The organism is Ottowia beijingensis, from assembly GCF_013423955.1.
GTDB lineage: Bacteria > Pseudomonadota > Gammaproteobacteria > Burkholderiales > Burkholderiaceae_C > Ottowia > Ottowia beijingensis.
In genome coordinates, this window is record NZ_JACCKX010000001.1 from 1,147,118 (window position 1) to 1,171,537 (window position 24,420).

Here is a 24,420-nt window from a genome sequence, read left to right on the forward strand (position 1 = left end):
TTTCCACATCGTGCGCGATGCCGGTGGCCCGGTCACGCCGGCCGGCGTGGGCACAATGGCCGCATGCAACAGGCTTGGCGTGCAGCCCTCCTCCGATTCGACGCCCACGGCCAGGCCGTGCACGACAGCGACGGCCTGCTGGTGACGCAGCGCGATGCCGCCGGCGTGCGGCGCGTGGTGGCCGCCGGCTCGCACGCGACGTTGGCACCGCAGTTCGCGCAGGTGCCCGTCACGCACCTGCCCGGCCGGCTGATCGCCCCCGGCTTCGTGGACATGCACGTCCACTACCCGCAACTCGACGTGATCGGCTCGCCCGCCGACGGCCTGCTGCCCTGGCTGGAGCACTACACCTTTCCGCACGAGGCGCGCTTTGCCGACCCGGCGCATGCGGCCGAGGTGGCCGCCTTCTTCTGCGGCGAGCTGGCGCGCCACGGCGTGACGACGGCGCTCACCTTCTGCACCTCGCACCCAGCGTCGGTCGATGCGCTGTTCACCGAAGCGCAGACACGCGGCCTGCGCCTGATCGCCGGCAAGTGCCTGCAGGATCGCCACAGCCCCGATGGCGTGCGCGACGAGACCGGGCAGAGCCTGATAGATACCGAAGCGCTGATCAAGAAGTGGCACGGCGTGGACCGCCTGGGCTACGCCATCACGCCGCGCTTTGCACCCACATCAACCGAGGCGCAACTGCGCGGCGCGGGTGCGCTGGCCGCGCAGTACCCCGCTGTGTGGATCCAGTCGCACGTGGCCGAGAACGTCGACGAGATCGCCTGGGCGCGCGCGCTGTTTCCCGATTCGCGCAGCTACCTCGCCATCTACGCCGACCACGGCCTGATGCGCCGCCGCGCCGTGTACGCGCACTGCATCCACTTCCACGACGACGACCGCGCGCTGATGCGCGATACCCACACCGCCGCCGCCGTGTGCCCCACCAGCAACCTCTTTTTGGGCAGCGGCTTCTTCGACTTCGCGGGGCCGAGCGCGTGCCCTTCGCCCACGGCCTGGCCAGCGACGTGGGCGGCGGCACCAGCTTCTCGCCCTTCGTGACGATGCGCGCGGCTTACTTCGCCGGCCGCGCGGCCAGCACGGGCGTGGAGCCCAAGCCGGGCATCAGCCTGTCGCCCGAGCGCTTGTGGTGGCTGCACACCGCCGGCGCGGCGCGCGCGCTGGATCTGCAAGGCGTGGTCGGCAACCTGCAGCCCGGCTGCGAGGCCGACTTCGTGGTGCTGAACCCCGGCGCCACGCCGCTGCTGGCGCGCCGCACCGCGCAGGCCGAGACGCTGGCCGAGCTGCTGTTCGCCCTCATCGTGCTGGGCGACGACCGCGTGGTCGAGCGCACCGTGATTTCTCAAGCAAAATAGCGGTCTGGCGCTTGAGGAGAAAGCGCGACCAGCTATCAAAAACAGAGTACCCTGACATGAGCATCAAGAGCGACAAGTGGATCCGCCGCATGGCCGAGCAGCACGGCATGATCGAGCCTTTCGAGCCGGGCCAGATCCGCGAGCGCGACGGCAAGAAGATCGTCAGCTACGGCACCAGCAGTTATGGCTACGACATCCGCTGCGCGCCCGAATTCAAGATCTTCACCAACATCCACAGCACGGTGGTTGATCCGAAGAATTTTGACGAGAAGAGCTTCGTCGACTTCCACGGCGATGTCTGCATCATCCCGCCCAACAGCTTTGCGCTGGCGCGCACGGTGGAGTACTTCCGCATCCCGCGCAACGTGCTGACCATTTGCCTGGGCAAGAGCACTTATGCGCGCTGCGGCATCATCGTCAACGTCACGCCCTTCGAGCCCGAGTGGGAAGGCTACGTGACGCTGGAGTTCAGCAACACCACGCCGCTGCCGGCCAAAATCTACGCGGGCGAAGGCTGCGCGCAGGTGCTGTTCTTCGAGAGCGACGAGGTGTGCGAAGTCAGCTACAAGGACCGTGGCGGCAAGTACCAGGGCCAGGTGGGCGTGACGCTGCCAAAGACCTGAGGCACGGCGCCGCATCGCCGTGCGGCGACGGCGCGCTTCGGTTTTTCCTACGCCAGCCACCGCCGCTGGCTGAATGGTCACGAGCGGCCACGTTCGTAGCATCCAACGCATGGCTACGAACACGCACACCCCCGACTTTCAGGACACGATTCCGGCTGCCTGCCGCGCAAACAAGGCGCGGCCGCCGCGCAGCCCGGCCGCCGATGCGGACGACCTGGTCACACTGCTTTCGCCCGAGCGCGTGGTGGTGGTGATCGGCCTGCTGACCATGGTCGTGCTGCTGCTGGCCTCGATCGCCGGTGTGGCGCAGGCACAGGTGCGCAAGGGCCACGACTTCCAGTTCGCGCAGTCACCGGCGCCGGCGCAGGCCGCCACGGTCTACAGCAGCCATGGCGGTGCCCGCGTGGACGACCTGGGGCCGGTGGCCGCGCTCTCGAATTAAGCGCTCAGCCCGTCGGCCGCGATTTCGCCGCCAGCCGCGCGGCGGCCAGGTCCCAGCCGGCCCAGCCGCAGCTCTTGAACAGCACCGGCCCGCGCGCGTCGCGGGCTTTTGGCTGGCCGGCCACGATGTCGGCCAGCGCCGGCATGGCGTCCACGTCGAGGCCCGCCTGCAGCAGGTCGCCCGCCTCATGGCCCGCGTCGCGCGAATCGACCACGATGCGGCCCTGCGCGGCGATGGCGCGGCACAGCTCGGGCGCCAGTTCCACCATCTGCGGCGTGAAGGCGCCGACGGCGGCGATGAAGGCATCGTCACGCGGCTGGCCGCGCAGCACCACGGCGCTGGCGGGCGTGCAGGTGGCGACCAGCGGGCAATCGGCCAGCGCGGCATCGGCGTCGTCGACCACTTCGGCCCGCAAACCCAGGCGGCGTGCGTGCGCGGCCAGCGCCTCGGCACTGGCGCGGCGGCGCGAGGCGATGCGGAACTGCTTCACGCCCAGTGCGGCGGCGAACACCTCGACGTGCGCCTGTCCCTGCACGCCGGCGCCGACGATCAGCATCGGCCCCGCCAGATTCGGCGCCAGCCAGCGCGCGCCGAGCGCCGACACGGCCGCCGTGCGCCGCCCCGTCACGGTGGGGCCATCCAGGATCAGCGTGCGCGCACCGCTGGCCACGTCGAACACCGCCACGTCGCCCTGGATGGTGGGCGTGGCCGTGCCCACGTTGGCGGGCGTGAAGGTGATGAGCTTGGTCATGGCCGTGCGCGCGTCGCAGCCGGGCATGGCGAACAGGAACGCGCCCGCCGCCATGGGCAGCACGGTGCGCGGCGGCACCTGCACCGTGGGGTCGGTCAGCAGGGCTTCGATTTCATCGACCAGCGGCGCCCAGGGCAGGCGCGCGGCGGTCTGGGCGGCGTCGAGCAGGATGTTCATGCGGGGATTCTGGCGCATGGGGGCGCGGGGGTTCGTCGCTTCCTGATTCGCAGCCAGTCTCAGACCGTGTTGTGGGAGCGGGCTTGCCCGCGATCAAGCGTTCATTGCGACGAGTCGCCTCATCGCGGGCAAGCCCGTTCCCACACAGCGGATGAGGGCCGCGCGTCATCCAAGACTTCTTGATAACCAAGCATCGCCTCACATACTCCCCATATGACACATCTATAGCGCCCGACCAATAAGCGCAAGAAACACATACTCCCCTGTTTTTCAGCGGGGCTGGTCGGCGCAACGCGCGGCCGCTGTACGGGGCGCTGCCGGCTTGGGCAGGCTTCAGTCCACCGCGCCAGCGCCCAGCCGCACATCGTGCTGCAGCGCCAGCGCGGTGCGGATGCCGATGCGCAGGCCTTCGACCATCCGGTCCAGCGGCAGGCTGGGTGCGCCCTGCTCGGGCAGCATGGGCACGTGGATGAAGCCGCCGCGCGTGCCCTTCAGCCCGCGCCCCGTGGCCAAGCGGTGCATCAGCCCGTAGAACACGTGGTTGCAGACGAAGGTGCCGGCGGTCTGCGAGACCTCGGCCGGGATGCCGGCCCAGTTCATCTCGGCCTGCATGGCCTTGATGGGCAGCGTGCTGAAGTAGGCGGCGGGCGCCCCGCGACCACGGGGGTGTCGATGGGTTGCGCACCGGCGTTGTCGGCGATGCGGGCGTCGTTCACGTTGATGGCGATGCGCTCCAGCGAGATCGCCGCGCGCGTGGCCGCCAGGCCCAGGCAGATCACCAGCGCCGGCCGGTGCGCGGCCAGCAGGGCGTTGAGGCGTTTCAGCGAATCACCGAACACCGTGGGCAGTTGCGCCGCCACCACGCGGTGGCCGCCGATCTGGCGCCGGTGCAGCGCCTGAGCGACCAGCCAGCTGGGGTTGAGCGCGTCGCCGCCGAAGGGGTCGAACCCCGTCACCAGAACGGGACGCGGCTTGTCGGGCTTGTCTGACGGGCGCGGGGTGCGGCGGGCGACTACCATTGCCACAATTTAGCGCAAGCAGTGCGCGAGGAGCATGCGATGAGATGGGAAGGCAACCGACAGTCAGACAACGTGGAAGACCGCCGCGCCGGTGGCGGGGGTGGCGGCTTCGGCTTTGGCGGCAAGAGCATCGGCATCGGCACCATCGTGATCGCGCTGCTGGCCTGGGGCGTGTTCGGCATCAACCCGCTGACGACCATCGGCGTGCTGGGTGGCGCGGGCAGCCAGGTGTCGCAGCCGGCGCCGGGCCAGGCACCACCGGCCAATGACCAGGCGGCGGCCTTCGTCTCCACCGTGCTGGCCTCGACCGAGGACGCGTGGACGCAGATCTTCCGCCAGGGCGGCGCGCAATACCGCGAGCCGCGCTTGGTGCTGTTCCGCGGTGCCACGCGCACGGCCTGCGGCATGGGGCAGTCGGCCATGGGGCCGTTCTACTGCCCGGCCGACCAGACGGTGTACCTGGACATGGAATTCTTCGAGACCCTGCAGCGCCAGCTGAACGCGCCGGGCGAGTTCGCCCGCGCCTACGTGATCGCGCACGAGGTGGGCCACCACGTGCAGACGCTGCTGGGCACCACCGGCAAGGTCGACAGCCTGCGCGGCCGCGTCAGCGAGCGCGAGAACAACGCGCTGTCGGTGCGCATGGAGTTGCAGGCCGACTGCTTTGCCGGCATCTGGGCAAACAAGTCGCAGCAGGCCAAGAACTGGCTGGAGCAGGGCGACCTTGAATCGGCCATGAACGCCGCCGCCCGGATCGGCGACGACCACCTGCAGCGCCAGCAGACCGGCATGGTGCGGCCCGACACCTTCACCCACGGCTCGAGCGCGCAGCGCCAGCGCTGGTTCGCGCAGGGCTTCAAGACGGGCAGCGTGCAGGCCTGCGATACCTTCAACGCCCAGTCGCTTTAAGCATCAAATCGGGCTTTTGCGCCGTGGATACGGCGCAAGCAGCTATTGATTGCATAGTGATCGCAACCCCTAATTCCGTCACGCACTTTTTTGCTGCGATGCGACAATTGGGGGTTAATGACACAACCCTATTCCTCTCTCCCGCTGGCCGAGCCGCTCCAGCGCGCCGTGGCCGAGATGGGCTACGAAAACATGACGCCCATCCAGGCGCAGGCCATTCCCGTGGTGCTGGCCGGCCAGGACGTCATGGGTGCCGCGCAGACCGGCACCGGCAAGACCGCCGCCTTCTCGCTGCCGCTGCTGCAGCGCCTGCTGAAGCACGAAACCGCATCCGTGTCGCCCGCGCGCCACCCGGTGCGCGCGCTGGTGCTGCTGCCCACGCGCGAGCTGGCCGACCAGGTGGCGGGCCAGGTGAAGCAGTACGCCAAATACACGCAGCTGCGCAGCGCCGTGGTGTTCGGCGGCATGGACATGAAGCCGCAGATCGAGGAGCTGCGCAAGGGCGTCGAGGTGCTGGTGGCCACGCCCGGCCGCCTGCTGGACCACATCGAGGCCAAGACCGCGGTGCTGAACCAGGTCGAATACGTGGTGCTCGACGAGGCCGACCGCATGCTGGACATCGGCTTCCTGCCCGATCTGCAGCGCATCCTGAACTACCTGCCCAGGCAGCGCACCACGCTGCTGTTCAGCGCCACCTTCTCGCCCGAGATCAAGCGCCTGGCCGCCAGCTACCTGCAGGACCCGGTGCTGATCGAGGTGGCGCGCCCCAACGCCACCGCCTCCACCGTCGAGCAGCACTTCTACCTGCTGGACGAGGACGACAAGCGCCGCGCCATCCGCCAAGTGCTGAAGGACAAGCAGCTCGGCCAGGCCTTCGTGTTCTGCAACAGCAAGCTGGGCACCGCCCGGCTGGCCCGCGCGCTGGAGCGCGACGGCCTGAAAACCACCGCCCTGCACGGTGACAAGAGCCAGGACGAGCGCCTGAAGTCGCTCGAAGCCTTCAAGCAGGGCGAGGTCGACCTGCTGGTGGCCACCGACGTGGCCGCGCGCGGGCTCGACATCAAGGACGTGCCGGCGGTCTTCAACTACGACGTGCCCTTCCACGCCGAGGACTACGTGCACCGTATCGGCCGCACGGGCCGGGCGGGCGCCTCGGGCGTGGCCGTCACCCTGGTCACCCGGCACGACCAGCGGCTGATGGGCGAGCTGGAGAAGCTGCTCAAGACCAAGATTGAGCTGGAGCACCTGCAGTTCGAGAACGAGCGCCCGCACGGCCGCCAGAACGATGGCCGCCGCCGCTGGCGTGACGACGAGACCGGCGATGCCCGCGACGAGGTGCGCCGCGAACGTGGCGAGCGCCGCCACCCCGAGCGCCGCACCCCGCCGCCGCGCCGGCCGATCCGTTCTTCAACCAACCCTACGAAGCGCCCGCCGAGCAGGACGAGGCGCCCGCGTGGGAGCAGAAAACCCGCCCTGCGCGCGCCGGCCTGTCGGCCAACATCAAGTCCAAGCGCAAGGTGGCGGCGCTGTTCAAGGCGCCGGAGAGCACGCCGGCCACTACGGATTGAGGAGCTGCTGGCGCCCGCTACATAAGGATTTCAGCATCATTTCGATCTGAAACCCTTTAACAGAAGGCGGAAGCAGCTATCTTTCTTGTAGTATCAGCCTTGGCCGCGATGAAGTGACAGCGCCGGGCGAACCGCCGCATCGCGGGCAAGCCCGCTCCCACAAGACCTCCCGCACGACTTACCGCCACGCATGCGTGGCCGTGTGAATCAGCAGCCCGACCAGCCCGCCCACCAGCGTGCCGTTGATGCGGATGAACTGCAGGTCGCGCCCGATGTGGCGCTCCAGCTCGTCGGTCATCTCGCGCGCGTCCCAGGCCTGCACACGCGCCACGATGTAGTGGCGGATGTCGTCGCGGTAGCGCTCGATCAGGCGCGGCGCGGCGGCCTGCAGTTCGCCATTGATCCAGCCGCGGATCTCGGCGTCGCCCGCCAGCCGCTCGCCCAGCGTCTGCGCGGCCTGGGTGATGGTGCGGCGGATGGATGAATCGCCCTGCCCCATGTCGGCCTGCAGCCAGGCCAGCAGTTCGCCCCACAGCTGGTTCACGTAGCTGCCCAGCGCGGGGTTGTCGATCAGCTCCTGCTTCAGCCGCTCGCCGCGCTGCTGCAGCGCCGCGTCGTCCTTCAGGCGGGTGACGAAGCCGTCCACCATGTCGTCAAAGCGCAGGCGCAGGCGGTGCGCCGGGTCGTCGGCCATGTCGATGATGGTCTTGGCGACGATCACCACCACCTTGCGCGTGGCCAGGCGTGCGGCCACCTGGTCGAGCCCCACGTATTTCAGCGCCTTCACCTCGCGCGCGATGGCTTCGGTGATGGTGTCCTGCACGCTGTCCTCGCCCAGCAGCCTGGCCAGTTGCACCAGCACGCCGTCCAGCAGCTCCTGGTGGCGGCGCTCGTGCGTCATGGCCTCCAGCACCTGGCCCGACAGGCGCGTGACTTCCATCTGCCGCAGCCCGCGCCGCGCCAAGTCGGCCACGAAGGCGCGCACGCGCTCGTCGTCCAGCGCGCCCACGGCCCAGCGGCCCACGTCCACCAGCCGCTCGCCCACGCGCGCGGCGTTTTGCGGCTGCGACAGCCAGGCGGCCACGCGGCCCGCGGCATCGAACTCGCGTACCTTGGCCAGCACCTGCTCGGTGGCCAGAAAATGCGTGGCGATGAACTGGCCCAGGTTGACGCCGATGCGGTCCTTGTTGGCCGGGATGATGGCGGTGTGCGGAATCGGCAGCCCCAGCGGATGGCGGAACAGCGCCACCACGGCAAACCAGTCGGCAATGGCGCCCACCATGCCGGCCTCGGCGAACGCGGCCACGTAGCCCCAGGCGGCGTGGCGCGCCTCCAATGTGGTGGCGATGGCGTAGACCACGGCCATGGTCAGCAGCAAGCCCAGCGCCAGGCGCTTCATGCCGGCGGCATCGCGCGCACGCGGGAGCAATGGGCTGGCGCTGTTCATGCGCCGCCGCCCGGCTTGCGCGCCTGCGGGCAGCGCACCTGGATCAGCTCGCGATCCCGCGCATCGGCGCCGATGCGCGCGGCACTCAGGCACCCGCCCCAGACGCAACCAGTGTCGAGCGAGATCAAATCCGGTCGCTCCAGCCAGCCCAGCGTGGACCAATGGCCGAAGGCGATCACGTCATCCGCCGTCTGCCGGCCCGGCACGTCGAACCAGGGCATGAAGCCGGGCGGCGCGCCGTCGGCGCCGCTGCTGTCCTTGGTGTCGAACTCCATGCGCCCATCGGCGGTGCACAGGCGCAGCCGCGTCAGCGCGTTGACGATCACGCGCAGCCGCGCCGTGCCCTGCAGGCCGTCGTGCCATTCGTCGGGCTGGTTGCCGTACATCTGGTGCATGAACACGTGCCAGTCGGCGCCGCGCAGCACGGTCTCCACCTCGGCGGCCAGTTGCATCGTGCGGGCCGCGCTCCACTGCGGCAGCACGCCCGCATGCACCATCAGCACGCCGCGCTCGTGCAGCGCCATGGGGCGGTGGCGCAGCCAGTCGAGCAGCGCATCGCGGTCGGGCGCGGCGAGGATGTCGCCCAGCGTGTCCGTGCGGTGCGGCCGGCGCACGCCCTGCGACACCACCAGCAGGTGCAGGTCGTGGTTGCCCAGCAGGCAGGCCGCCGCATCGCCCAGCGCCGCCATGCGCCGCAGCACGGCCAGCGATTCGGGACCGCGGTTGACCAGATCGCCCAGCAGCACCAGACGGTCACGACTGGGAGAGAAAGCGATTTCGTCGAGCAGCCGGCCCAGTGCGGTGTCGCAGCCCTGCACGTCGCCGATCAGATAAAGTGCCATGTCTTCATTTTCCACCGGCCTCGCGGCCGGCCTGCATGGACTTCCTGCTGATCGCTTTCCTGACCCTGCTCAACGGCGTGTTCGCCATGTCGGAACTGGCCATCGCCTCATCGCGCAAGGCACGGCTGGCAGCCATGGAGGAAAGCGGCGACAGCGGCGCCGGCGCGGCGATCCGGCTGATGGACCGGCCGACGCAGTTCCTCTCCACCGTGCAGGTGGGCATCACCTCCATCGGCATGCTCAACGGCATCGTCGGCGAGGCGGCCTTCAGCGGGCCGGTGGCCGAGTGGCTGGAAGGCTTCGGCATGAGCACGGGCGCGGCGTCGATCGCGGCCACCGCGCTGGTGGTGACGGTGATCACCTTCACCACCATCATCTTCGGCGAGTTGGTGCCCAAGCGCATCGGCCAGATGTTCCCCGAAACCGTGGCGCGCTGGATCGCCCAGCCCATGACCTGGCTGGCCACCGCGGCCAAGCCTTTCGTCGCCCTGCTGTCACTGTGTACGCAGGCGGTGCTGAAACTGCTGCGCATCGACGAATCGCACGGGCGTGCCGTGACCGAGGAGGAAATATCCGCCAGCCTGGAGGAAGGCGTGGATGCCGGCCTGATCGAGGAACACGAGCACCAGATGGTGCGCAACGTGTTTCACCTGGACGACCGCTCGCTGTCGTCGCTGATGGTGCCGCGCAGCGATATTGAATGGCTGGACGCGCGCGCCACCGTGGCCGAGGCGCTGGATTATGTGGCGACGCAGGGTGAGAAAGACGCGCATTCGTGGTATCCGGTATGTCGCGACGGCCTGGACGATGTGATCGGCATTATCTCGGTGGCCAAGCTGCTGGAATCGGGGCGCGAGGGCGACTCGTTGATCGGCGCCCATGTTTCGCAGGCGGCTTTCGTGCCCGAAACCCTCAGCGGCATGGAATTGCTGGAGCAATTGCGCGCCAAATCCGGCCACATGGTGTTCGTGGTGGACGAATATGGCGTGGTGCAGGGCCTGATGACGCCGCGCGATCTGCTGGAGGCGATTACCGGCGAATTGAAACCCGGCGCCCACATCGACGCCTGGGCCACGCCGCATGCCAACGGCAGCTGGCTGCTGGACGGCTTGATGCCGATCAATGAAATGAAAGCCCGGCTGGATATTGAAGACGACCTGCCACACGAGGACAAGGGCCGCTACAACACGGTGGCCGGCCTGCTGCTGGCCGAAATGGGCCGCTTGCCGGACGTGGGAGACGCGATCGAATGCGTGGGTTGGTCGTTCGTGGTGCAGGAACTGGATGGTCGACGGATCGACCTGGTGCTGGCACGCCCCCTGCTGGAAGAATCCGCGCCAACCAACTAATCACCTGCTGGATTATGTTTTTCACGCTTGAATAATGCTATATTCAGCGCACTTTCACTCGATCAATCGAACAAATCATGGCAACGTACAAGGAACTGCTCCAGCAGCAACAGGCACTGACACTGCAAATCGAAGAGGCACGCCAGCGTGAAATTGCCGATGCGGTGGCGCAGGTGCGCGGTCTGGTCAGCGAATATGGCTTGACGGCACAGGATGTATTTCCTTCCGGCCGCAGCAAATCCAGCGCAACGCGTGCGGGCGGCAAGGTGACGCCCAAATACCGCGATCCGGCCACCGGCCAGACCTGGACCGGCCGCGGCAAGGCGCCCAAGTGGATCGACGGCCAGGATCGGACCAAGTTTCTGATTGCCTGATTAACCGCCGCCGCCACATAAAGAAAAGACGCCGCAGGGCGTCTTTTTCGTTTCCAGCGTGGAACCCGGCGGCGGATCACCGATTCAGAGCGCCCATGGTGCGTCTTTGGCGTTACGTCTGGCCGCTGCCGTGGACCGTGGCAGGCCTGTTGGCCGCGTTGCTGGCCGGCCTTCTGGGCGCCCACTGGCAGCACCGGCTGGGCGCGCTGGAAGTGCACGGCGGTCTGCTGGCCGCCGTTTGCCGCCGGCTGCCGGCCTCGCTGCGCTTCGAGGCCATCACCCTGGGCCATGTGGTGCTGGGGCTGGACACGGCCTGCCTGGACGGTGCGCGGGCGCACGAGCAGGTGCATGTTCGCCAGTACGAACGCTGGGGCCCGCTGTTCGTGCCGCTTTACCTGGCCTCCAGCGGCTGGCAATGGCTGCGGGGCGGCTGCCCCTACCGCGACAACCATTTCGAGCGCGAGGCCTATGCGCTGGCGCCGGTCTGCCATCTCCTGCGGCGGCCAATGACAGGGCGATGGTGGAATAATCCGCGCATTGCAAATCAAGGAACAAGTCATGGATCAGAACACGCAACAACGCATTGACGATCTGGTGAAACAGAACGACGTCGTGCTGTTCATGAAGGGCAATGCGAGCTTTCCGATGTGCGGTTTTTCCGGCCGCGCCATCCAGATCCTGAAGGCGTGCGGCGTGGAGCCGAGGGCGCTGACGACGGTGAACGTGCTGGAAGACGAAGCCGTGCGCCAGGGCATCAAGGAATACAGCAACTGGCCCACCATTCCGCAGCTTTACGTGAAGGGCGAGTTCATCGGCGGCTCGGACATCATGATGGAGATGTACGAATCGGGCGAACTGCAGCAACTGGTGGCTGGCCAAGGCTGAAGCAGCCTATCGCCACAAAAAACGGACGCCGCGGCGTCCGTTTTTCATTGTCGACCGGGGCCGCGAGGCCCAGCGGTCTGCGGGACAGCTTACTTGCGCAGCACCACTTCGACGCGGCGCGACGCGGCATTGGTCGCCGCCGTGCCCGAGGTTTCAGCAGGCTTCTCGAGCACCGTGCGGTCTGCCGGAATGCCGGCTGCCACCAGGGCGGCCTGCACCGCCTGCGCGCGGTTCTTCGACAGTTCGGCATTGGCGGCAGCATTGCCGGTCGGATCGTTGAAGCCAGAGATGACGGCCTTGGTATCGGCGTTGGCTTTCATGTAGTTCACCAGATCGGCGGACTTGGCGGCGAAGTCGCTGTGCACGTCGGTCTTGCCGGAGTCGAAGTAGACCTTCAGCGCAGGCACGCTGCTGGCGTCCATCAGGCTGACGACGGCTGAGCCAGTGGGCTCGTCGGCGGCAGCGGCTGCACTGGCGGCAGAGGCCGCGCCAGCGGCAGGTTCGGACGCGGCTGGCGTGATCGGCGCAGTCGCAGGGGTGGTCGTCGGAGCACTGCCGCCGAACGCGGCCACCGGGGCATCACTTGCAGCTGGTGCCGGCACCGCTGCAGGTGCCGACGCCGGGGCTGCCGGCGTCACGGGCGCATCCGTCGGCGTGCGGCTCTTGCCGCAATACGACAGCCCGAACAGCACCGCGGCGGCCGCCACCACCCACGGTAGCCACTTCATCACCCCACCGCCCGCGGCCGGCGCCGCCACGGTGGCAGCGGCCGGTGCGGCCAGCAGGCTTTGCCCCGCCGCGGCGAAGCTTGCCACCTCGGGCGGCAGGTTCGCAGGCAGGCTGCCACCGGGCGTCAGCTTGCCGACGATGGCAGGCAGCAGGTAACCGATGGCGGACGTCACGTTGTCACGGTTCACGCCCAGGCGCGCCGTGATCATCGACAGCAGGCCGCCGCTGGCGCCCAGCACGGTTTCGACCTGGCTGTTGCTCACCGGTTGTGCGCTCGGGCCACCGCCCAGCCACGACTGGATGATGGGCCCCAGGCCCGCCGCCTTGAACTTTTCCAGGAAGCCGGCCAGGCCGCCCGTGTCCCTGTTGGTCATGTAGGCCAGCAGCATCTGCGCCACCGGCAAGGCCTTGTCGCCCAGGCCGAAGCGCGCACCGGCTTCGCGGATCAAAACGTCGAACATGATTTACCTTTCTGATTGTGATGAGGGGCGCGTGTCGCGGCAGGATTTGGGGATGCACGATAAGTGAGCGCCTGCCAACGCACTTAATTCGCACGCCCGAAAATTATAGGAAGCGATGTGGCCAAACGATGTCGGCACGCTCCTACACGCCGCTTTCCGCGTAAGCGCCTGTAAACTGCCCGGCAGCCCGACCCCGCGTCGCCGTGTCTTCATGGATTTCACACAAAGCCTGCTTCTCATCGCGCTGCTGATTGCAGCCAGCGCCTTTTTCTCCGTGGCCGAGATTTCGCTCGCCGCGTCGCGCCGACTGCGCCTGCGCCAGCTGGCGGACGAAGGCAATCCGCGCGCGCTGCAGGTGCTGCACGTGCAGGAACAGCCGGGCTACTACTTCACCACGGTGCAGATCGGCATGAACGCCATCGCCATTCTGGGCGGCATCGTGGGCGAGGGGCTGCTCAGCCCCTACCTCGAGGCGCTGCTCGGCCAGTGGCTGTCGCCGCGCACGGCCACCAGCCTGGCGTTTGCCGGCTCGGTGGCGGTGGTGACGTCGATGTTCGTCGTCTTTGCCGACCTGGTACCCAAGCGCCTGAGCATGGCCCAGCCCGAACGCGTGGCGATGTGGGTGGTTGGCCCCATGGGCAAGGTGTTGGTGGCCTTCAAGCCGCTGGTGTGGCTGTACACGCGCTGCACCGACGTCATCATGCGGCTGCTGGGCCTGCCCACGCAGCGCGACGAGCGCATCACGCCCGACGACATCCTGGCGCTGGCCGAGGCCGGCACGAAGGCCGGCGTCCTCGACCGGCCTGGGCAGTTGGTGATCGAAAACGTGTTCGAGCTGGACACCCGCACCGTGACCAGCGCCATGACGCCGCGCGACCAGATCGCCTGGCTGCGCCACGACGCCAGCGACGACGACATCCGTGCGCTGATCGCGGCCGAGCCGTTCTCGACCTACCCGGTGTGCGACGGCGAGCTGGACCAGGTGCTGGGCTATGTCGACGCCAAGGACCTGTTCCAGCGCGTGCTCAGCGGCCGCCCCATCGTGCTGACCGAGGGCGGCCTGCTGCACAAGCTGGTGGTGGTGCCGGATGCGCTGAGCTTGTCCGAGGTGCTGCACCAGTTCCGCCAGCAGCACGAGGACTTCGCGCTCATCGTCAACGAATACAGCACGGTGGTGGGCGTGGTGACGCTGAACGACGTGATGAGCACGGTGATGGGCGAGCTGGTGACGCCCGAGGACGAGGATCTGATCGTGCGGCGCGACGACGGCTCGTGGCTGATCGACGGCCACACGCCGATGCAGGACGTGCAGCGCGCGCTGGCGCTGGACGATCTGCCGAGCGCCGGCGATTACGACACGCTGGCGGGCTTTCTGATGGTGATGCTGCGCCGCGTGCCGCGCCGCACCGACCATGTGGTGTGGAGCGGCCACCGATTCGAGGTGATGGACGTGGACAACTACCGCATCGACCAGGTGCTGGTGACGCGCGAGGCGGCGGGTTGATCAAACTGCGTCGTCAAAAAACAATAGCTGCTTGCGCTTGTCACAAGCCAATTTCAGGTAGATTAATATCTGAAACGCTTATATATCAAGCGCAAGCAGCTACTTATTAGATAGCATTCAACGTGACGTCCAACGCCCTCAACCCGCGAACGTCCAGCGCTTCTGTGCCCCGAACACCGCGTTGGGATACGGCGACTTGCCGCGCGAGCCGTTGTAGCGGCCCAGCGCCATGAACAGGTCGCCGCGCTCGCGGTCCAGGTAGTGGCGCAGGATCACGCAGCCGAAGCGCAGGTTGGTCTGCATGTGAAACAGCTTGCCCGGGTCGCCGTCGCCGATCACGCGCGTCCAGAACGGCATCACCTGCATGTAGCCGCGCGCGCCCACGCTGGACACAGCGAACTTGCGGAACGCGCTTTCCACCTGGATCAGGCCCAGCACCAGCGAGGTGTCCAGCCCCGCGCGGCGCGTTTCGTACCACACCGTCTGCAAAAACTCGATGCGCGTGTTGAAGTCGCGCTTGCGGCTGTACAGCCGGTCGCTCATGGCCGACAGCCAGCGCAGGTACGACAGCCGCGCCTCGGTGGTCGCGAAGGTGGGCACTGGCGGTGCGCTGTTGGCGATGGCCGAGCTGAGCGCGCCACGCACCGAATCGGCCAGCGGCTCCTCCAACTGGCCGCCGGCCTGCGCGCGCTCTTGAAACGCAAGCGCCCCGGGCAGCACCAGCAAGCCCTGCAGGCACTTTCTTCGATCAACGCAGGCATCGCGCGCAGGCCGCGCCGCGGGCGCGGTCATGCCGCCAGCTTGCCCTTCACGAAGGCGGCGATCTCGCCCGCCGGCACCTTGGTGGCGGCTTCGTCGCGGCGGTGCTGGTATTCGATCTGGCCTTCCTTCAGCTCTTGTCGCCAATCGTCACGCGGTGCGGCACGCCGATCAGCTCCCAGTCGGCGAACATCGCGCCGGGGCGCTCGCCGCGGTCATCCAGCATCACGTCGACGCCGGCGGCCAGCAGGTCGGCGTACAGGCTTTCGGCAGCCTGCTTCACCGCCTCGCTGCGGTCCATGCCCACGGGGCAGATCACCACCGTGAACGGCGCGATCGCATCGGGCCAGATGATGCCCTTGGCATCGTGGTTCTGTTCGATCGCCGCCGCCGGCAGGCGCGTGATGCCGATGCCGTAGCAGCCCATCTCGAAGGGCTTGGGCTTGCCGTCCTCGTCGAGAAAGGTGGCGTTCATCGCCGCGCTGTACTTCGTGCCCAGGTAGAACACGTGGCCGATCTCGATGCCGCGCTCGATCGCCAGCTGGCCCTTGCCGTCGGGCGACGCATCGCCCGCCACCACGTTGCGCAGGTCGGCCACCTGGTCGGGCTCGGGCAGGTCGCGCCCCAGTTGACGCCGGTGATGTGGAAGTCCTCCTCGTTGGCACCGCAGACCCAGTCGGCCATCACGGCCACCTCGCGGTCGGCCACGATCTTCACGGGTTTCTTCAGGCCGATGGGGCCCAGGTAACCGGGCTTGGTGCCGAAGTGCTCCATGATTTCGGGCACGGTGGCGAACCGGAAGCCCTGGTCGAGCCCCGGCACCTTACCCACCTTGACCTCGTTCATGTCGTGGTCGCCGCGCAGCAGCAGCAGCCAGACCTGGGTCTTGGCCGCTTCGCCCGCTTCGTTCAGCTCGTCGGTGGCCAGCACCAGCGACTTGACGGTGGTGTTCAGCGGCAGCTTCAGCAACTCGGCCACGTCGGCGCATGTCGCCTTGCCGGGCGTCGGCGTCCTGGTCATGGGCTGCACGGCGGCGGGGCGCGGGCCGGCAGGCGCCAGCGCTTCGGCTTTCTCCATGTTGGCGGCGTAGTCGCTGCAGGTGGCGTAGACGATGGCGTCCTCGCCGGTCGCGGCAATGACCTGGAACTCCTCGCTCAGGTCGCCGCCGATGGCGCCCGAGTCGGCGGCCACGGCGCGATAGGTCAGGCCGAAGCGGTCGAAGATGGCGCGGTAGGCCTGCGCCATCACCTGGTAGCTCTTCTGGCACCGGCTTCGTCGCGGTCGAAGCTGTAGGCGTCCTTCATGATGAACTCGCGCCCGCGCATCAGGCCGAAGCGCGGCCGACGCTCGTCGCGGAACTTGGTCTGGATCTGGTACAGGTTCTTCGGCAACTGCTTGTAGCTGCGGAAGTCCTGGCGCGCGATGTCGGTCACCGCCTCCTCACTGGTTGGCTGGATGACGAAATCGCGCTCGTGCCGGTCTTTCACGCGCAGCAGTTCGGGCCCCATGGACTGGAAGCGGCCCGTCTCGCTCCACAGCTCGGCCGGCTGCACCACCGGCATGGTGCATTCGATGGCGCCGGCGCGGTTCATTTCCTCGCGCACGATGGCCTCGACCTTGCGGATCACGCGCAGACCCATGGGCATGTAGGTGTAGATGCCGGCGGACAGGCGCTTGATCATGCCGGCGCGCATCATCAACTGGTGGCTGACCACTTCAGCGTCGGCCGGCGCTTCTTTCAGCGTGGAGATAAGGAACTGGGAGGCTTTCATCGGGACAGCGGCGTGAAGGCCACGCCAAGCTTGGGGGTTTGTGCCCACTTGCCGCGCAGGGGGCGCCGTGCATAATGGACCCAACTTATCAAAATTTGGGGTTAGATTATGCTCGACCGGGAAGGCTTTCGCCCGAACGTCGGCATCATCCTGCTCAACCAGAAAAATCAGGTATTTTGGGGCAGGCGCATTCGCACCCATTCCTGGCAGTTCCCGCAAGGCGGCATCGATCGTGGCGAATCGCCCGAACAGGCCATGTACCGCGAACTGCACGAGGAAGTCGGCCTTCAGCCGGAGCACGTGCGCATCGTGGCCCGAACCCGCGACTGGTTGCGCTACGAGGTGCCAGACCGGTTCATCCGCCGTGACGCGCGCGGACACTACAAAGGCCAGAAACAGATCTGGTATCTGCTGCAACTGATGGCGCACGACTGGCAGCTCAACCTGCGCGCCACCAGCCACCCCGAGTTCGACGCCTGGCGCTGGAACGATTACTGGGTGCCGCTGGATGTCGTCGTCGAATTCAAACGTGGCGTGTACGAGATGGCGCTGACCGAACTGGCGCGTTTTCTGCCGCGCCAGGAGCACCGCAATCGCTACCTGCGCGGCGGCATGCGCCCACGCGATGGCGGCGACATGCCACCCATCCACACGCAGGAGCGCCACCACGAGCGACGCGGCCCGCCGCCCGTGGCATTGCCGCCGGGTGCGACGCTGGAAGCCGTGCCGCGAGCGCCCTTCGGCCCGCGCGAAGAATCATGAGTCGCCTGGCCAAACGTTGGCACGGGTGTGCATCCCCGCTCCTGGCGGCAATCGCCCTGCTCGTCAGCGCCGCCGCCCACGCCCAATATGCCGATCTGGATCGTGCGGACTGGAAGGAAGATGCCGCTCCGCCGCCACCCGTCTACAGCACGAGCCGGCTGATCGACATCGAGATGCCGCGCAGTGCCACGGTGCGCATGGGGATCGACCCGGAAACCATCACCATCAACCACGACACCGGCATCGTCCGCTACGTGGCGGTGGCACGCGGGCCGTCGGCCGTCAACGCCACGTACGAAGGTATTCGCTGTGCCACGGGCGAATACCGCGTCTACGCCCGCCAGGTGCAAGGCAACCCTGGACGCCCAGCGGCGAGAACGACTGGAAAAGCATGCGCGGCCAAACCAGCGTGATGGTGCAGCACCCCTACCGGCTGGCGCGCGACGGCATGTGCATCGGCACCGGCGTGCGCCAGACGGTGGCCGACATGGTGCGCGAGCTGAAATCGGGCAACCGCTCGCTGTACTACTGAGTCGGGGCGGCGGCGCGCTGACGCCGCATCAGCGCGACAGCACCATGTTGTCGCGGTGCACCATCTCCGGCTCGGCCATGTAACCCAGCAACGTGGGAATCTCTGCCGATGGCTTGCGGCACAGCAGGCGTGCTTCGGCGCTCGAATAATTGGCCAGCCCGCGCGCCACCTCTGCACCGGCCGCATCGCGGATCGCCACCACGTCACCGCGCGCGAACACGCCCTCCACCTGCGTCATGCCGATGGGCAGCAGGCTGGTGCCGGCGCTGCGCAGTTTGGCCACCGCACCATCGTCAACCACCAGCGCGCCGCGTAATTGCAGGTGATCGGCGATCCATTGCTTGCGTGCCTGCATCTTCTGCGTCGGTGCCACCAGCAGCGTGCCGATGCGCTCGCCCGCCGCCAGGCGCAGCAGGACGTCCGGCTCGCGCCCCCAGGCGATGACCGTGGAGGCGCCCGATCCCGCCGCCCGCTTGGCGGCCAGGATCTTGGTCAGCATGCCGCCCTTGCCGATGCTGGAGCCTGCGCCGCCGGCCATGCGCTCCAGCGCCAGATCGCCGGCACGCGCCTCGTGCACGAACTCGGCCCCGGGGTTGGCCCGCGGATCGGCCGTGTACAGCCCCTTCTGGTCGGTCAGGATGACCAGCAGATCAGCCTCGATCAGGTTGGCCACCAGCGCGCCCAGCGTGTCGTTGTCGCCCACCTTGATCTCGTCGGTGACGACGGTGTCGTTCTCGTTGATGACCGGCAGCACCTGGTATTCGAGCAGCGTGAGCAAGGTGGTGCGCGCGTTCAGGTAGCGCTCGCGATCAGCCAGGTCGGCGTGGGTGAGCAGCACCTGAGCGCTGCGCAGGCCCTGCTCGCGCAGTTTCGTCTCGTACATCTGCGCCAGGCCCATCTGGCCCACGGCGGCGGCGGCCTGCAGTTCGTTCACCTCTTTCGGGCGTTGCGCCCAGCCCAGGCGCTTCATGCCCTCAGCGATGGCGCCGCTGGACACCATCACGACCTCGCGGTGCGTGCCGGGCTCCCGCGCCAGCAGCGCCATCTGGCGACACCATTCGCCAATGGCCGCCTCGTCCAGACCGCGTCCCTCGTTGGTGACCAGGCTGGAGCCCACCTTGATGACGACACGGCGCGCCTCGCGCAACACGTCGGAAATGGATTTATTGGTCATTTCGGGCCTCAGCGCCTATGTAGAAAGCGCAGGCAGCTATTATTATTGAAGCAATCAATCATCGAAACGGGGATCGCGCGGCCCATCCGGCGCGCTGGCCACCTGCTCGCTTTGCACGTGGCGATAGATCGCCTGGACCAACGACTCGCACCCCTCGCGCGTCAGCGCCGATATCTCGAACACCGGGCCCTTCCAGCGCAGGCGCTTGATGAAGTCTTTCACGCGCGCGGCACGTTCGTACTCGGGCACCATGTCGAGCTTGTTCAGCACCAGCCAGCGTGGCTTGTCGTACAGTGCCTTGTCGTACTTCTTCAGTTCCGCGACGATGGCCTTGGCTTGCGCGACGGGGTCGACCCCTCGTCGAACGGTGCGATGTCGACGATGTGCAGCAGCAGCCGCGTGCGCTGCAGGTGGCGCAGGAACAGATGCCCCAGGCCGGCGCCTTCGGAGGCCCCTCGATCAGGCCGGGGATGTCGGCCACCACAAAGCTCTGTTCAGGCCCCACACGCACCACGCCCAGGTTGGGGTGCAGCGTCGTGAACGGATAGTCCGCAATCTTGGGCCGCGCATTGCTGACCGCTGCGATGAAAGTGGACTTGCCCGCATTGGGCATGCCCAGCAGGCCGACGTCGGCCAGCACCTTCAGCTCGAGCTTCAGGCTCTTCTTTTCGCCCGGCCAGCCGGGGTCTTCTGGCGCGGCGCGCGGTTGATCGAGCTCTTGAAACGCAGGTTGCCGAAACCGCCATCGCCGCCCTTGGCGATCATGATCTTCTCTCCCGGGTGCAGCAGTTCGTACAGCACCTCGCCCGTTTCGGCATCGGTGATGATGGTGCCGACCGGCATCTTCAGCGTGATGTCGTCGCCCGCGGCGCCGAACATGTCGGAACCCATGCCGTGCTGGCCGCGCTTGGCCTCGTGCCGGCGCGCGTAGCGAAAATCGACCAGGGTGTTGAGGTTCGGATCGGCCAGCGCGAACACGTGGCCGCCCCGACCACCATCGCCGCCGTTGGGACCGCCGAATTCCTTGTACTTCTCGTGGCGGAACGACACGCAGCCATTGCCGCCATCGCCAGCGGCGATGTCGATGAAGGCTTCGTCGACGAATTTCATGGTGCGTTCAGTGTAGTGGTCGACTCAGAAACAACGAAGCCCCGCGCGGGCGGGGCTTCTCGGGTCAAGCCGCCGGGCCCTTTCAGGCCGCAGCTGGGGTGACCTGCACCACGTGCTTGTTCAGCGCGCCCTTGGTGGCAAACGACACCTGGCCGTCGACCAGTGCGAACAGGGTGTGGTCCTTGCCCACGCCCACGTTGCTGCCGGCGTGGAACTTGGTGCCGCGCTGGCGCACGATGATGGATCCGGCGCTGACGGTCTGGCCGCCGAACACCTTCACGCCCAGCATCTTGGGCTTGGAATCGCGACCGTTTCGCGTGGAGCCGCCGCCTTTTTCTGTGCCATGGTGTGTTACTCCTTGGACTTGCCGGCGCCGTTGATGGTGCCGATCTCGAGTTCGGTATAGCCTTGGCGATGCCCTTGGCGCTTCTGGTAGTGCTTGCGGCGGCGCATCTTGAAGATGCGCACCTTGTCGTGCTTGCCGTGGCTGACCACCTTGGCAACGACGGAGGCACCGGACACCAGGGGCGCACCGATCGACAGGTCGCTGCCATTGCCGACAGCCAGAACCTCGTCGAAGGTGATTTCCTGGCCAACGTCCGCAGCAATCTGTTCTACTTTGATCTTCTCGCCGGCGGCCACGCGATACTGCTTGCCACCGGTTTTTATGACCGCGTACATAGTGAAATCCTTGTTCGGAAAATGTTCTGCCGAACGGATTTCCGGCAGAACCGCGCATTATAACGATCAGCCCGCGCGTTGGCAAACAAGCCCATCTCGCATCGGCAGCAGACCATGGCGAAACCTATAATCCTACAATCGCCCGCGCGCATGGATCGCCCAGGCGCCGTCCAGCCGCCTCTAGCTTTGACTCCTCTTGTCCTCTCCTAACACCCCCACCAACCGCGCCCTGGCCCTGGCCGCCGACGACATGCGCGAGGTCGACGCCACCATCGTGCGCCGACTTGACTCGGAAGTGCCCCTGGTAGGCCAGGTAGCGCACTACATCATTTCCTCAGGTGGCAAACGGCTGCGCCCTGTGTTGCTGGTACTGACCTGCAACGCCCTGGGTTGCCAGCACCCACAGCGCCACAACCTCGCTGCCGTGGTGGAGTTCATCCACACGGCCACCCTGCTGCACGACGATGTGGTGGACGAGTCGACGTTGCGGCGCGGTCGATCGACGGCCAATGAAGTGTTCGGCAACCCTGCCAGCGTCCTGGTGGGCGACTTCCTGTATTCGCGCGCCTTCCAGATGATGGTGGAAAGCCAGAACATGCGCATCATGCAGGTTCTGGCCAACGCCACCAACGTGATCGCCGAAGGCGAAGTGCTGCAGTTGATGAACATGCACGACGCTTCGCTCGACGAGGCGGGCTATCTGCGCGTGATCCGCTCCAAGACGGCCAAATTGTTCGAGGCCAGTTGCCGCATCGCCGCCATCCTGGCGGACAGCCCGCCTGATCTGGAAGAGGCCTGCGCTGAATACGGGCAGTCGCTGGGCACCGCCTTCCAGGTCATCGACGATGTGCTCGACTACGATGGCGACGCTGCCGAAATGGGCAAGAACCTCGGCGACGATCTGCGCGAGGGCAAGGCCACCCTGCCCCTGATTCTGGCGATGAAACTCGGCACGCCGGAAGAAGCCCAGGTGGTGCGCCAAGCCATCGAGACAGGCAGCACCACCGAATTGCCGCGCATCGTGGACATCGTGCGGCTTACCGGCGCTCTGGAACGCACCCGTGTTGCAGCCGCGGCACAGGCAGAACGCGCAGTCGCTGCGGCACGCGCGTTGCCCACCAATGAATTCACCAACAGTTTGATAGAATTGGCGGCTCAGCTATTGCAGCGGCGCTCGTGAAACCCATCAGGGTCGGGCACCATCGGGGTGTAGCTTAGCCTGGTAGAGCGCTACGTTCGGGACGTAGAGGCCGGAGGTTCGAATCCTCTCACCCCGACCAATCTGATGCTGCCGTCTGTTGCGGGAAGTTTGCGTTCACTGCCATCCCGCCCGATGTGTCGATTGATGCACACATTCGGAGCGCTCCGGCGTTTACATCTTTTCACTGATCGGCGATGATCGACCGGCTTGTCCTGCCCGTTTGACCATTCGTCCCATGGCCGTTGCCGATCCAGTTTCCAAGAACACCTTGCCCGTCGCCCTGCCGGGGTTGGCCGCGCCTTGGTCATGGCTGGCAAGATCACTCAGCAGACGGCGGACGAAGTCTTTCGAAAGGCCAAAGCCGCCAACCGCCACTTCATCACTGAACTGACGGAAACCGGCGCCATTTCCGCAGCGGAACTGGCCCACACCATGTCGCAGGCGTTCTCAGCGCCGCTGCTGGACATGGACGCGCTGGATGCCCAGCGCTTGCCGAAAGATCTGCTGGATCCCAAGCTTTCGGCCAGCTACCGCATCCTCGCGTTGAGCAAGCGCGGCGGACGATTGATCGTCGCCACGGCCGATCCTTCGGATCATGAGGCGGCCGAACGCGTGAAGTTCGCTACCCAGATGGGTGTTGAGTGGGTGATCGGCGAGTTCGACAAGCTGACCCGGCTCATCGAGGCCCACACCAAGAGCGCCACCGAGGCGATGGACAGCATCGTCGGCGGCGACTTCGAGTTCGACGAAGCGTCCTTGGGCGGTGATACACCGACTGAAGAGACCGAAGCGCCGCAGACGGATGTCGAAGACGCTCCCGTCGTCAAGTTTCTCCACAAGATGCTGGTCGACGCCTTCAACATGCGCGCCTCCGACCTGCACTTCGAGCCCTACGAGCACAACTACAGGGTGCGGTACCGCATCGACGGCGAGTTGCGCGAGATCGTGTCGCCGCCGGTGGCCATCAAGGAAAAGCTGGCTTCCCGCATCAAGGTGCTGTCGCGGCTCGACATTTCCGAAAAGCGCGTGCCGCAGGACGGCCGCATGAAGCTGAAGATCGGCCCCGACCGCGTGATCGACTTCCGGGTCAGCACCCTGCCCACGCTGTTCGGCGAGAAGATCGTGATCCGCATCCTTGATCCCAGCAGTGCCAAGCTCGGCATCGATGCCCTGGGTTACGAGCCGATCGAGAAAGAGCGCTTGCTCAAGGCCATCGAACGCCCCTACGGCATGATCCTCGTGACCGGCCCAACCGGCTCCGGCAAGACGGTATCGCTCTACACCTGCCTGAACCTGCTGAACAAGCCCGGCGTCAACATCGCCACGGCAGAGGACCCGTCGGAAATCAACTTGCCCGGCGTCAACCAGGTCAACGTCAACGAGAAAGCCGGCCTCACGTTTGCCGTGGCGCTGAAAGCCTTCCTGCGCCAGGACCCGGACATCATCATGGTGGGTGAGATCCGCGACCTGGAAACCGCCGACATCGCCATCAAGGCCGCTCAAACCGGTCACCTGGTGCTTTCCACGCTGCACACCAACGACGCGCCCACCACGCTGACGCGGATGCGGAACATGGGCATTGCCCCTTCAACATCGCGTCGAGTGTGATCCTGATCACGGCGCAGCGCCTGGCGCGCCGTCTGTGCGCGCAGTGCAAGGCGCCAGTCGACATCCCCGCGAAACGCTCATCGAGGCAGGGTTCGACGAACTCGAACTGGATGGCAGCTGGACTCCATACAAGCCTGTCGGCTGCAGCGCGTGCAACAACGGTTACAAAGGGCGCGTCGGCATCTACGAGGTGATGCCGATCAGCGAAGAACTGCAACGCATCATCTTGGCGGACGGCAGCGCGCTGGAGATTGCCCAACAGGCGCGAAGCGAGGGTGTGCGATCGCTGCGGCAATCGGGCCTGCACAAGGTCAGGATCGGCGTGACCTCACTGGAAGAAGTGCTGGCCGTCACCAACGAGTGACGCGCGCACCTCGTCA

At 66.7% G+C, this 24,420-nt stretch carries 21 protein-coding genes, 1 tRNA gene and 7 pseudogenes; 16 read left to right on the forward strand and 13 right to left on the reverse strand.

Annotation, left to right across the window (positions count from 1 at the left end):
• The first annotated feature begins 63 nt into the window (after window positions 1-63).
• From guaD to H0I39_RS05790, 3 genes and pseudogenes are all read left to right on the forward strand, one after another.
• Window positions 64-1,361, forward strand: a pseudogene (gene guaD / locus H0I39_RS05780) (guanine deaminase).
• Between the two features lie 56 nt (window positions 1,362-1,417).
• Window positions 1,418-1,984, forward strand: a complete 567-nt coding sequence (gene dcd, locus H0I39_RS05785) for a dCTP deaminase (RefSeq protein WP_180549878.1) — start codon at window positions 1,418-1,420, stop codon at window positions 1,982-1,984.
• A gap of 109 nt (window positions 1,985-2,093) precedes the next feature.
• Window positions 2,094-2,426, forward strand: coding sequence for a hypothetical protein (locus H0I39_RS05790; RefSeq protein WP_180549879.1), 333 nt, complete (start codon window positions 2,094-2,096; stop codon window positions 2,424-2,426).
• A gap of 4 nt (window positions 2,427-2,430) precedes the next feature.
• On the opposite strand, the gene H0I39_RS05795 is transcribed toward H0I39_RS05790, so the two are convergent.
• Window positions 2,431-3,372 carry a delta(1)-pyrroline-2-carboxylate reductase family protein gene (locus H0I39_RS05795; protein WP_257645644.1) on the reverse strand — a complete coding sequence of 314 codons (942 nt, stop codon included), beginning with the start codon at window positions 3,370-3,372 and terminating at the stop codon, window positions 2,431-2,433.
• A gap of 315 nt (window positions 3,373-3,687) precedes the next feature.
• A pseudogene (gene pcp / locus H0I39_RS05800) lies at window positions 3,688-4,373 on the reverse strand (pyroglutamyl-peptidase I).
• 39 nt (window positions 4,374-4,412) lie between these two features.
• Here pcp and ypfJ point away from each other — a divergent pair.
• On the forward strand, window positions 4,413-5,282 hold the full coding sequence (gene ypfJ / locus H0I39_RS05805) for a KPN_02809 family neutral zinc metallopeptidase (protein ID WP_180549880.1): 870 nt from the start codon (window positions 4,413-4,415) through the stop codon (window positions 5,280-5,282).
• Between the two features lie 117 nt (window positions 5,283-5,399).
• Window positions 5,400-6,850: pseudogene (locus H0I39_RS05810) on the forward strand (DEAD/DEAH box helicase).
• A gap of 178 nt (window positions 6,851-7,028) precedes the next feature.
• On the opposite strand, the gene H0I39_RS05815 reads toward H0I39_RS05810, so the two are convergent.
• Together H0I39_RS05815 and H0I39_RS05820 are read right to left on the reverse strand one after the other, a co-directional pair.
• A complete protein-coding gene (locus tag H0I39_RS05815; protein WP_257645645.1) occupies window positions 7,029-8,297 on the reverse strand; it encodes a DUF445 domain-containing protein in 1,269 nt (422 codons plus the stop codon).
• Window positions 8,294-9,139 (reverse strand): symmetrical bis(5'-nucleosyl)-tetraphosphatase, encoded by an 846-nt coding sequence (locus H0I39_RS05820; protein WP_180549881.1) that lies wholly within the window; start codon window positions 9,137-9,139, stop codon window positions 8,294-8,296. Before H0I39_RS05820 ends, H0I39_RS05815 begins: the two co-directional genes overlap by 4 nt.
• Window positions 9,140-9,174: 35 nt before the next feature.
• Here H0I39_RS05820 and H0I39_RS05825 point away from each other — a divergent pair, with 35 nt between their 5' ends.
• The 4 genes from H0I39_RS05825 (at window position 9,175) to grxD (ending at window position 11,747) form a co-directional block, all read left to right on the forward strand.
• Window positions 9,175-10,488, forward strand: coding sequence for a hemolysin family protein (locus tag H0I39_RS05825; RefSeq protein WP_180549882.1), 1,314 nt, complete (start codon window positions 9,175-9,177; stop codon window positions 10,486-10,488).
• Window positions 10,489-10,565: 77 nt separating this feature from the next.
• Complete coding sequence (locus H0I39_RS05830) at window positions 10,566-10,862, forward strand: H-NS histone family protein (RefSeq protein ID WP_180549883.1); 297 nt, start codon at window positions 10,566-10,568, stop codon at window positions 10,860-10,862.
• Window positions 10,863-10,957: 95 nt separating this feature from the next.
• Window positions 10,958-11,449: a hypothetical protein gene (locus H0I39_RS05835; RefSeq protein ID WP_180549884.1), complete on the forward strand. Its 492-nt coding sequence runs from the start codon at window positions 10,958-10,960 to the stop codon at window positions 11,447-11,449.
• A complete protein-coding gene (gene grxD / locus H0I39_RS05840; protein WP_180549885.1) occupies window positions 11,421-11,747 on the forward strand; it encodes a Grx4 family monothiol glutaredoxin in 327 nt (108 codons plus the stop codon). Before H0I39_RS05835 ends, grxD begins: the two co-directional genes overlap by 29 nt.
• An 89-nt stretch (window positions 11,748-11,836) precedes the next feature.
• Here grxD and H0I39_RS05845 read toward each other — a convergent pair whose 3' ends face one another.
• A complete protein-coding gene (locus tag H0I39_RS05845; RefSeq protein ID WP_180549886.1) occupies window positions 11,837-12,937 on the reverse strand; it encodes a YidB family protein in 1,101 nt (366 codons plus the stop codon).
• Between the two features lie 211 nt (window positions 12,938-13,148).
• On the opposite strand from H0I39_RS05845, the gene paeA reads away from it, so the two are divergent.
• The gene (gene paeA, locus H0I39_RS05850) at window positions 13,149-14,441 is read left to right on the forward strand and encodes a polyamine export protein PaeA (RefSeq protein ID WP_180549887.1); all 1,293 of its coding nucleotides are present in this window, start codon (window positions 13,149-13,151) and stop codon (window positions 14,439-14,441) included.
• Window positions 14,442-14,579: 138 nt separating this feature from the next.
• Here the strand turns inward: paeA and H0I39_RS05855 are convergent, their stop codons facing one another.
• Entirely contained in the window at window positions 14,580-15,233 is a 654-nt protein-coding gene (locus H0I39_RS05855) for a lytic transglycosylase domain-containing protein (RefSeq protein ID WP_180549888.1), read from the reverse strand.
• Window positions 15,230-16,972, reverse strand: a pseudogene (locus H0I39_RS05860) (proline--tRNA ligase). The gene H0I39_RS05855 and the pseudogene H0I39_RS05860 overlap by 4 nt, the downstream one beginning before the upstream one ends.
• 108 nt (window positions 16,973-17,080) lie before the next feature.
• Between H0I39_RS05860 and H0I39_RS05865 the strand changes: the two are divergent.
• Genes H0I39_RS05865 through H0I39_RS05875 form a run of 3 tightly spaced genes read left to right on the forward strand, consistent with a single transcriptional unit; the run spans window position 17,081 to window position 18,266 of the window.
• Window positions 17,081-17,734, forward strand: coding sequence for an RNA pyrophosphohydrolase (locus H0I39_RS05865; protein WP_180549889.1), 654 nt, complete (start codon window positions 17,081-17,083; stop codon window positions 17,732-17,734).
• Window positions 17,731-18,147 (forward strand): CNP1-like family protein, encoded by a 417-nt coding sequence (locus H0I39_RS05870; protein WP_180549890.1) that lies wholly within the window; start codon window positions 17,731-17,733, stop codon window positions 18,145-18,147. The genes H0I39_RS05865 and H0I39_RS05870 overlap by 4 nt, the downstream gene beginning before the upstream one ends.
• The gene (locus tag H0I39_RS05875) at window positions 18,126-18,266 is read left to right on the forward strand and encodes a hypothetical protein (protein WP_180549891.1); all 141 of its coding nucleotides are present in this window, start codon (window positions 18,126-18,128) and stop codon (window positions 18,264-18,266) included. The genes H0I39_RS05870 and H0I39_RS05875 overlap by 22 nt, the downstream gene beginning before the upstream one ends.
• Window positions 18,267-18,294: 28 nt before the next feature.
• Here the strand turns inward: H0I39_RS05875 and proB are convergent, their stop codons facing one another.
• From proB to rplU, 6 genes and pseudogenes are all read right to left on the reverse strand, one after another.
• The gene (gene proB / locus H0I39_RS05880; RefSeq protein ID WP_180549892.1) at window positions 18,295-19,440 is read right to left on the reverse strand and encodes a glutamate 5-kinase; all 1,146 of its coding nucleotides are present in this window, start codon (window positions 19,438-19,440) and stop codon (window positions 18,295-18,297) included.
• Between the two features lie 54 nt (window positions 19,441-19,494).
• Window positions 19,495-19,692 carry a hypothetical protein gene (locus H0I39_RS21720; RefSeq protein ID WP_257646269.1) on the reverse strand — a complete coding sequence of 66 codons (198 nt, stop codon included), beginning with the start codon at window positions 19,690-19,692 and terminating at the stop codon, window positions 19,495-19,497.
• Between the two features lie 262 nt (window positions 19,693-19,954).
• Window positions 19,955-20,053 (reverse strand): annotated as a pseudogene (locus tag H0I39_RS21725) (GTPase); the annotation flags it as partial.
• A 41-nt stretch (window positions 20,054-20,094) separates the two neighbouring features.
• Window positions 20,095-20,550 carry an Obg family GTPase gene (locus H0I39_RS21730; protein ID WP_257645646.1) on the reverse strand — a complete coding sequence of 152 codons (456 nt, stop codon included), beginning with the start codon at window positions 20,548-20,550 and terminating at the stop codon, window positions 20,095-20,097.
• Window positions 20,551-20,632: 82 nt separating this feature from the next.
• A pseudogene (gene rpmA / locus H0I39_RS05890) lies at window positions 20,633-20,887 on the reverse strand (50S ribosomal protein L27); the annotation flags it as partial.
• 14 nt (window positions 20,888-20,901) lie between these two features.
• Window positions 20,902-21,231 carry a 50S ribosomal protein L21 gene (rplU, locus tag H0I39_RS05895; RefSeq protein ID WP_180549893.1) on the reverse strand — a complete coding sequence of 110 codons (330 nt, stop codon included), beginning with the start codon at window positions 21,229-21,231 and terminating at the stop codon, window positions 20,902-20,904.
• A gap of 250 nt (window positions 21,232-21,481) precedes the next feature.
• Here rplU and H0I39_RS05900 point away from each other — a divergent pair, with 250 nt between their 5' ends.
• From H0I39_RS05900 to pilB, 3 genes and pseudogenes are all read left to right on the forward strand, one after another.
• Window positions 21,482-22,411 (forward strand): polyprenyl synthetase family protein, encoded by a 930-nt coding sequence (locus H0I39_RS05900; protein ID WP_180549894.1) that lies wholly within the window; start codon window positions 21,482-21,484, stop codon window positions 22,409-22,411.
• A 23-nt stretch (window positions 22,412-22,434) separates the two neighbouring features.
• A tRNA-Pro gene (locus tag H0I39_RS05905) sits at window positions 22,435-22,511 on the forward strand.
• A gap of 156 nt (window positions 22,512-22,667) precedes the next feature.
• A pseudogene (gene pilB / locus H0I39_RS05910) lies at window positions 22,668-24,404 on the forward strand (type IV-A pilus assembly ATPase PilB).
• Window positions 24,405-24,420 lie beyond the last annotated feature (16 nt).

What these genes read in the sequence shown, in the direction of transcription:
- dcd (WP_180549878.1), top strand. Translation starts at nt 1,418, where the DNA reads ATGAGCATCAAGAGCGACAAGTGGATCCGCCGCATGGCCGAGCAGCAC.
- H0I39_RS05790 (WP_180549879.1), top strand. Translation starts at nt 2,094, where the DNA reads ATGGCTACGAACACGCACACCCCCGACTTTCAGGACACGATTCCGGCT.
- H0I39_RS05795 (WP_257645644.1), bottom strand. Translation starts at nt 3,372, where the DNA reads ATGCGCCAGAATCCCCGCATGAACATCCTGCTCGACGCCGCCCAGACC.
- ypfJ (WP_180549880.1), top strand. Translation starts at nt 4,413, where the DNA reads ATGAGATGGGAAGGCAACCGACAGTCAGACAACGTGGAAGACCGCCGC.
- H0I39_RS05815 (WP_257645645.1), bottom strand. Translation starts at nt 8,297, where the DNA reads ATGAACAGCGCCAGCCCATTGCTCCCGCGTGCGCGCGATGCCGCCGGC.
- H0I39_RS05820 (WP_180549881.1), bottom strand. Translation starts at nt 9,139, where the DNA reads ATGGCACTTTATCTGATCGGCGACGTGCAGGGCTGCGACACCGCACTG.
- H0I39_RS05825 (WP_180549882.1), top strand. Translation starts at nt 9,175, where the DNA reads ATGGACTTCCTGCTGATCGCTTTCCTGACCCTGCTCAACGGCGTGTTC.
- H0I39_RS05830 (WP_180549883.1), top strand. Translation starts at nt 10,566, where the DNA reads ATGGCAACGTACAAGGAACTGCTCCAGCAGCAACAGGCACTGACACTG.
- H0I39_RS05835 (WP_180549884.1), top strand. Translation starts at nt 10,958, where the DNA reads ATGGTGCGTCTTTGGCGTTACGTCTGGCCGCTGCCGTGGACCGTGGCA.
- grxD (WP_180549885.1), top strand. Translation starts at nt 11,421, where the DNA reads ATGGATCAGAACACGCAACAACGCATTGACGATCTGGTGAAACAGAAC.
- H0I39_RS05845 (WP_180549886.1), bottom strand. Translation starts at nt 12,937, where the DNA reads ATGTTCGACGTTTTGATCCGCGAAGCCGGTGCGCGCTTCGGCCTGGGC.
- paeA (WP_180549887.1), top strand. Translation starts at nt 13,149, where the DNA reads ATGGATTTCACACAAAGCCTGCTTCTCATCGCGCTGCTGATTGCAGCC.
- H0I39_RS05855 (WP_180549888.1), bottom strand. Translation starts at nt 15,233, where the DNA reads ATGACCGCGCCCGCGGCGCGGCCTGCGCGCGATGCCTGCGTTGATCGA.
- H0I39_RS05865 (WP_180549889.1), top strand. Translation starts at nt 17,081, where the DNA reads ATGCTCGACCGGGAAGGCTTTCGCCCGAACGTCGGCATCATCCTGCTC.
- H0I39_RS05870 (WP_180549890.1), top strand. Translation starts at nt 17,731, where the DNA reads ATGAGTCGCCTGGCCAAACGTTGGCACGGGTGTGCATCCCCGCTCCTG.
- H0I39_RS05875 (WP_180549891.1), top strand. Translation starts at nt 18,126, where the DNA reads ATGCGCGGCCAAACCAGCGTGATGGTGCAGCACCCCTACCGGCTGGCG.
- proB (WP_180549892.1), bottom strand. Translation starts at nt 19,440, where the DNA reads ATGACCAATAAATCCATTTCCGACGTGTTGCGCGAGGCGCGCCGTGTC.
- H0I39_RS21720 (WP_257646269.1), bottom strand. Translation starts at nt 19,692, where the DNA reads ATGGTGCCCGAGTACGAACGTGCCGCGCGCGTGAAAGACTTCATCAAG.
- H0I39_RS21730 (WP_257645646.1), bottom strand. Translation starts at nt 20,550, where the DNA reads ATGAAATTCGTCGACGAAGCCTTCATCGACATCGCCGCTGGCGATGGC.
- rplU (WP_180549893.1), bottom strand. Translation starts at nt 21,231, where the DNA reads ATGTACGCGGTCATAAAAACCGGTGGCAAGCAGTATCGCGTGGCCGCC.
- H0I39_RS05900 (WP_180549894.1), top strand. Translation starts at nt 21,482, where the DNA reads ATGCGCGAGGTCGACGCCACCATCGTGCGCCGACTTGACTCGGAAGTG.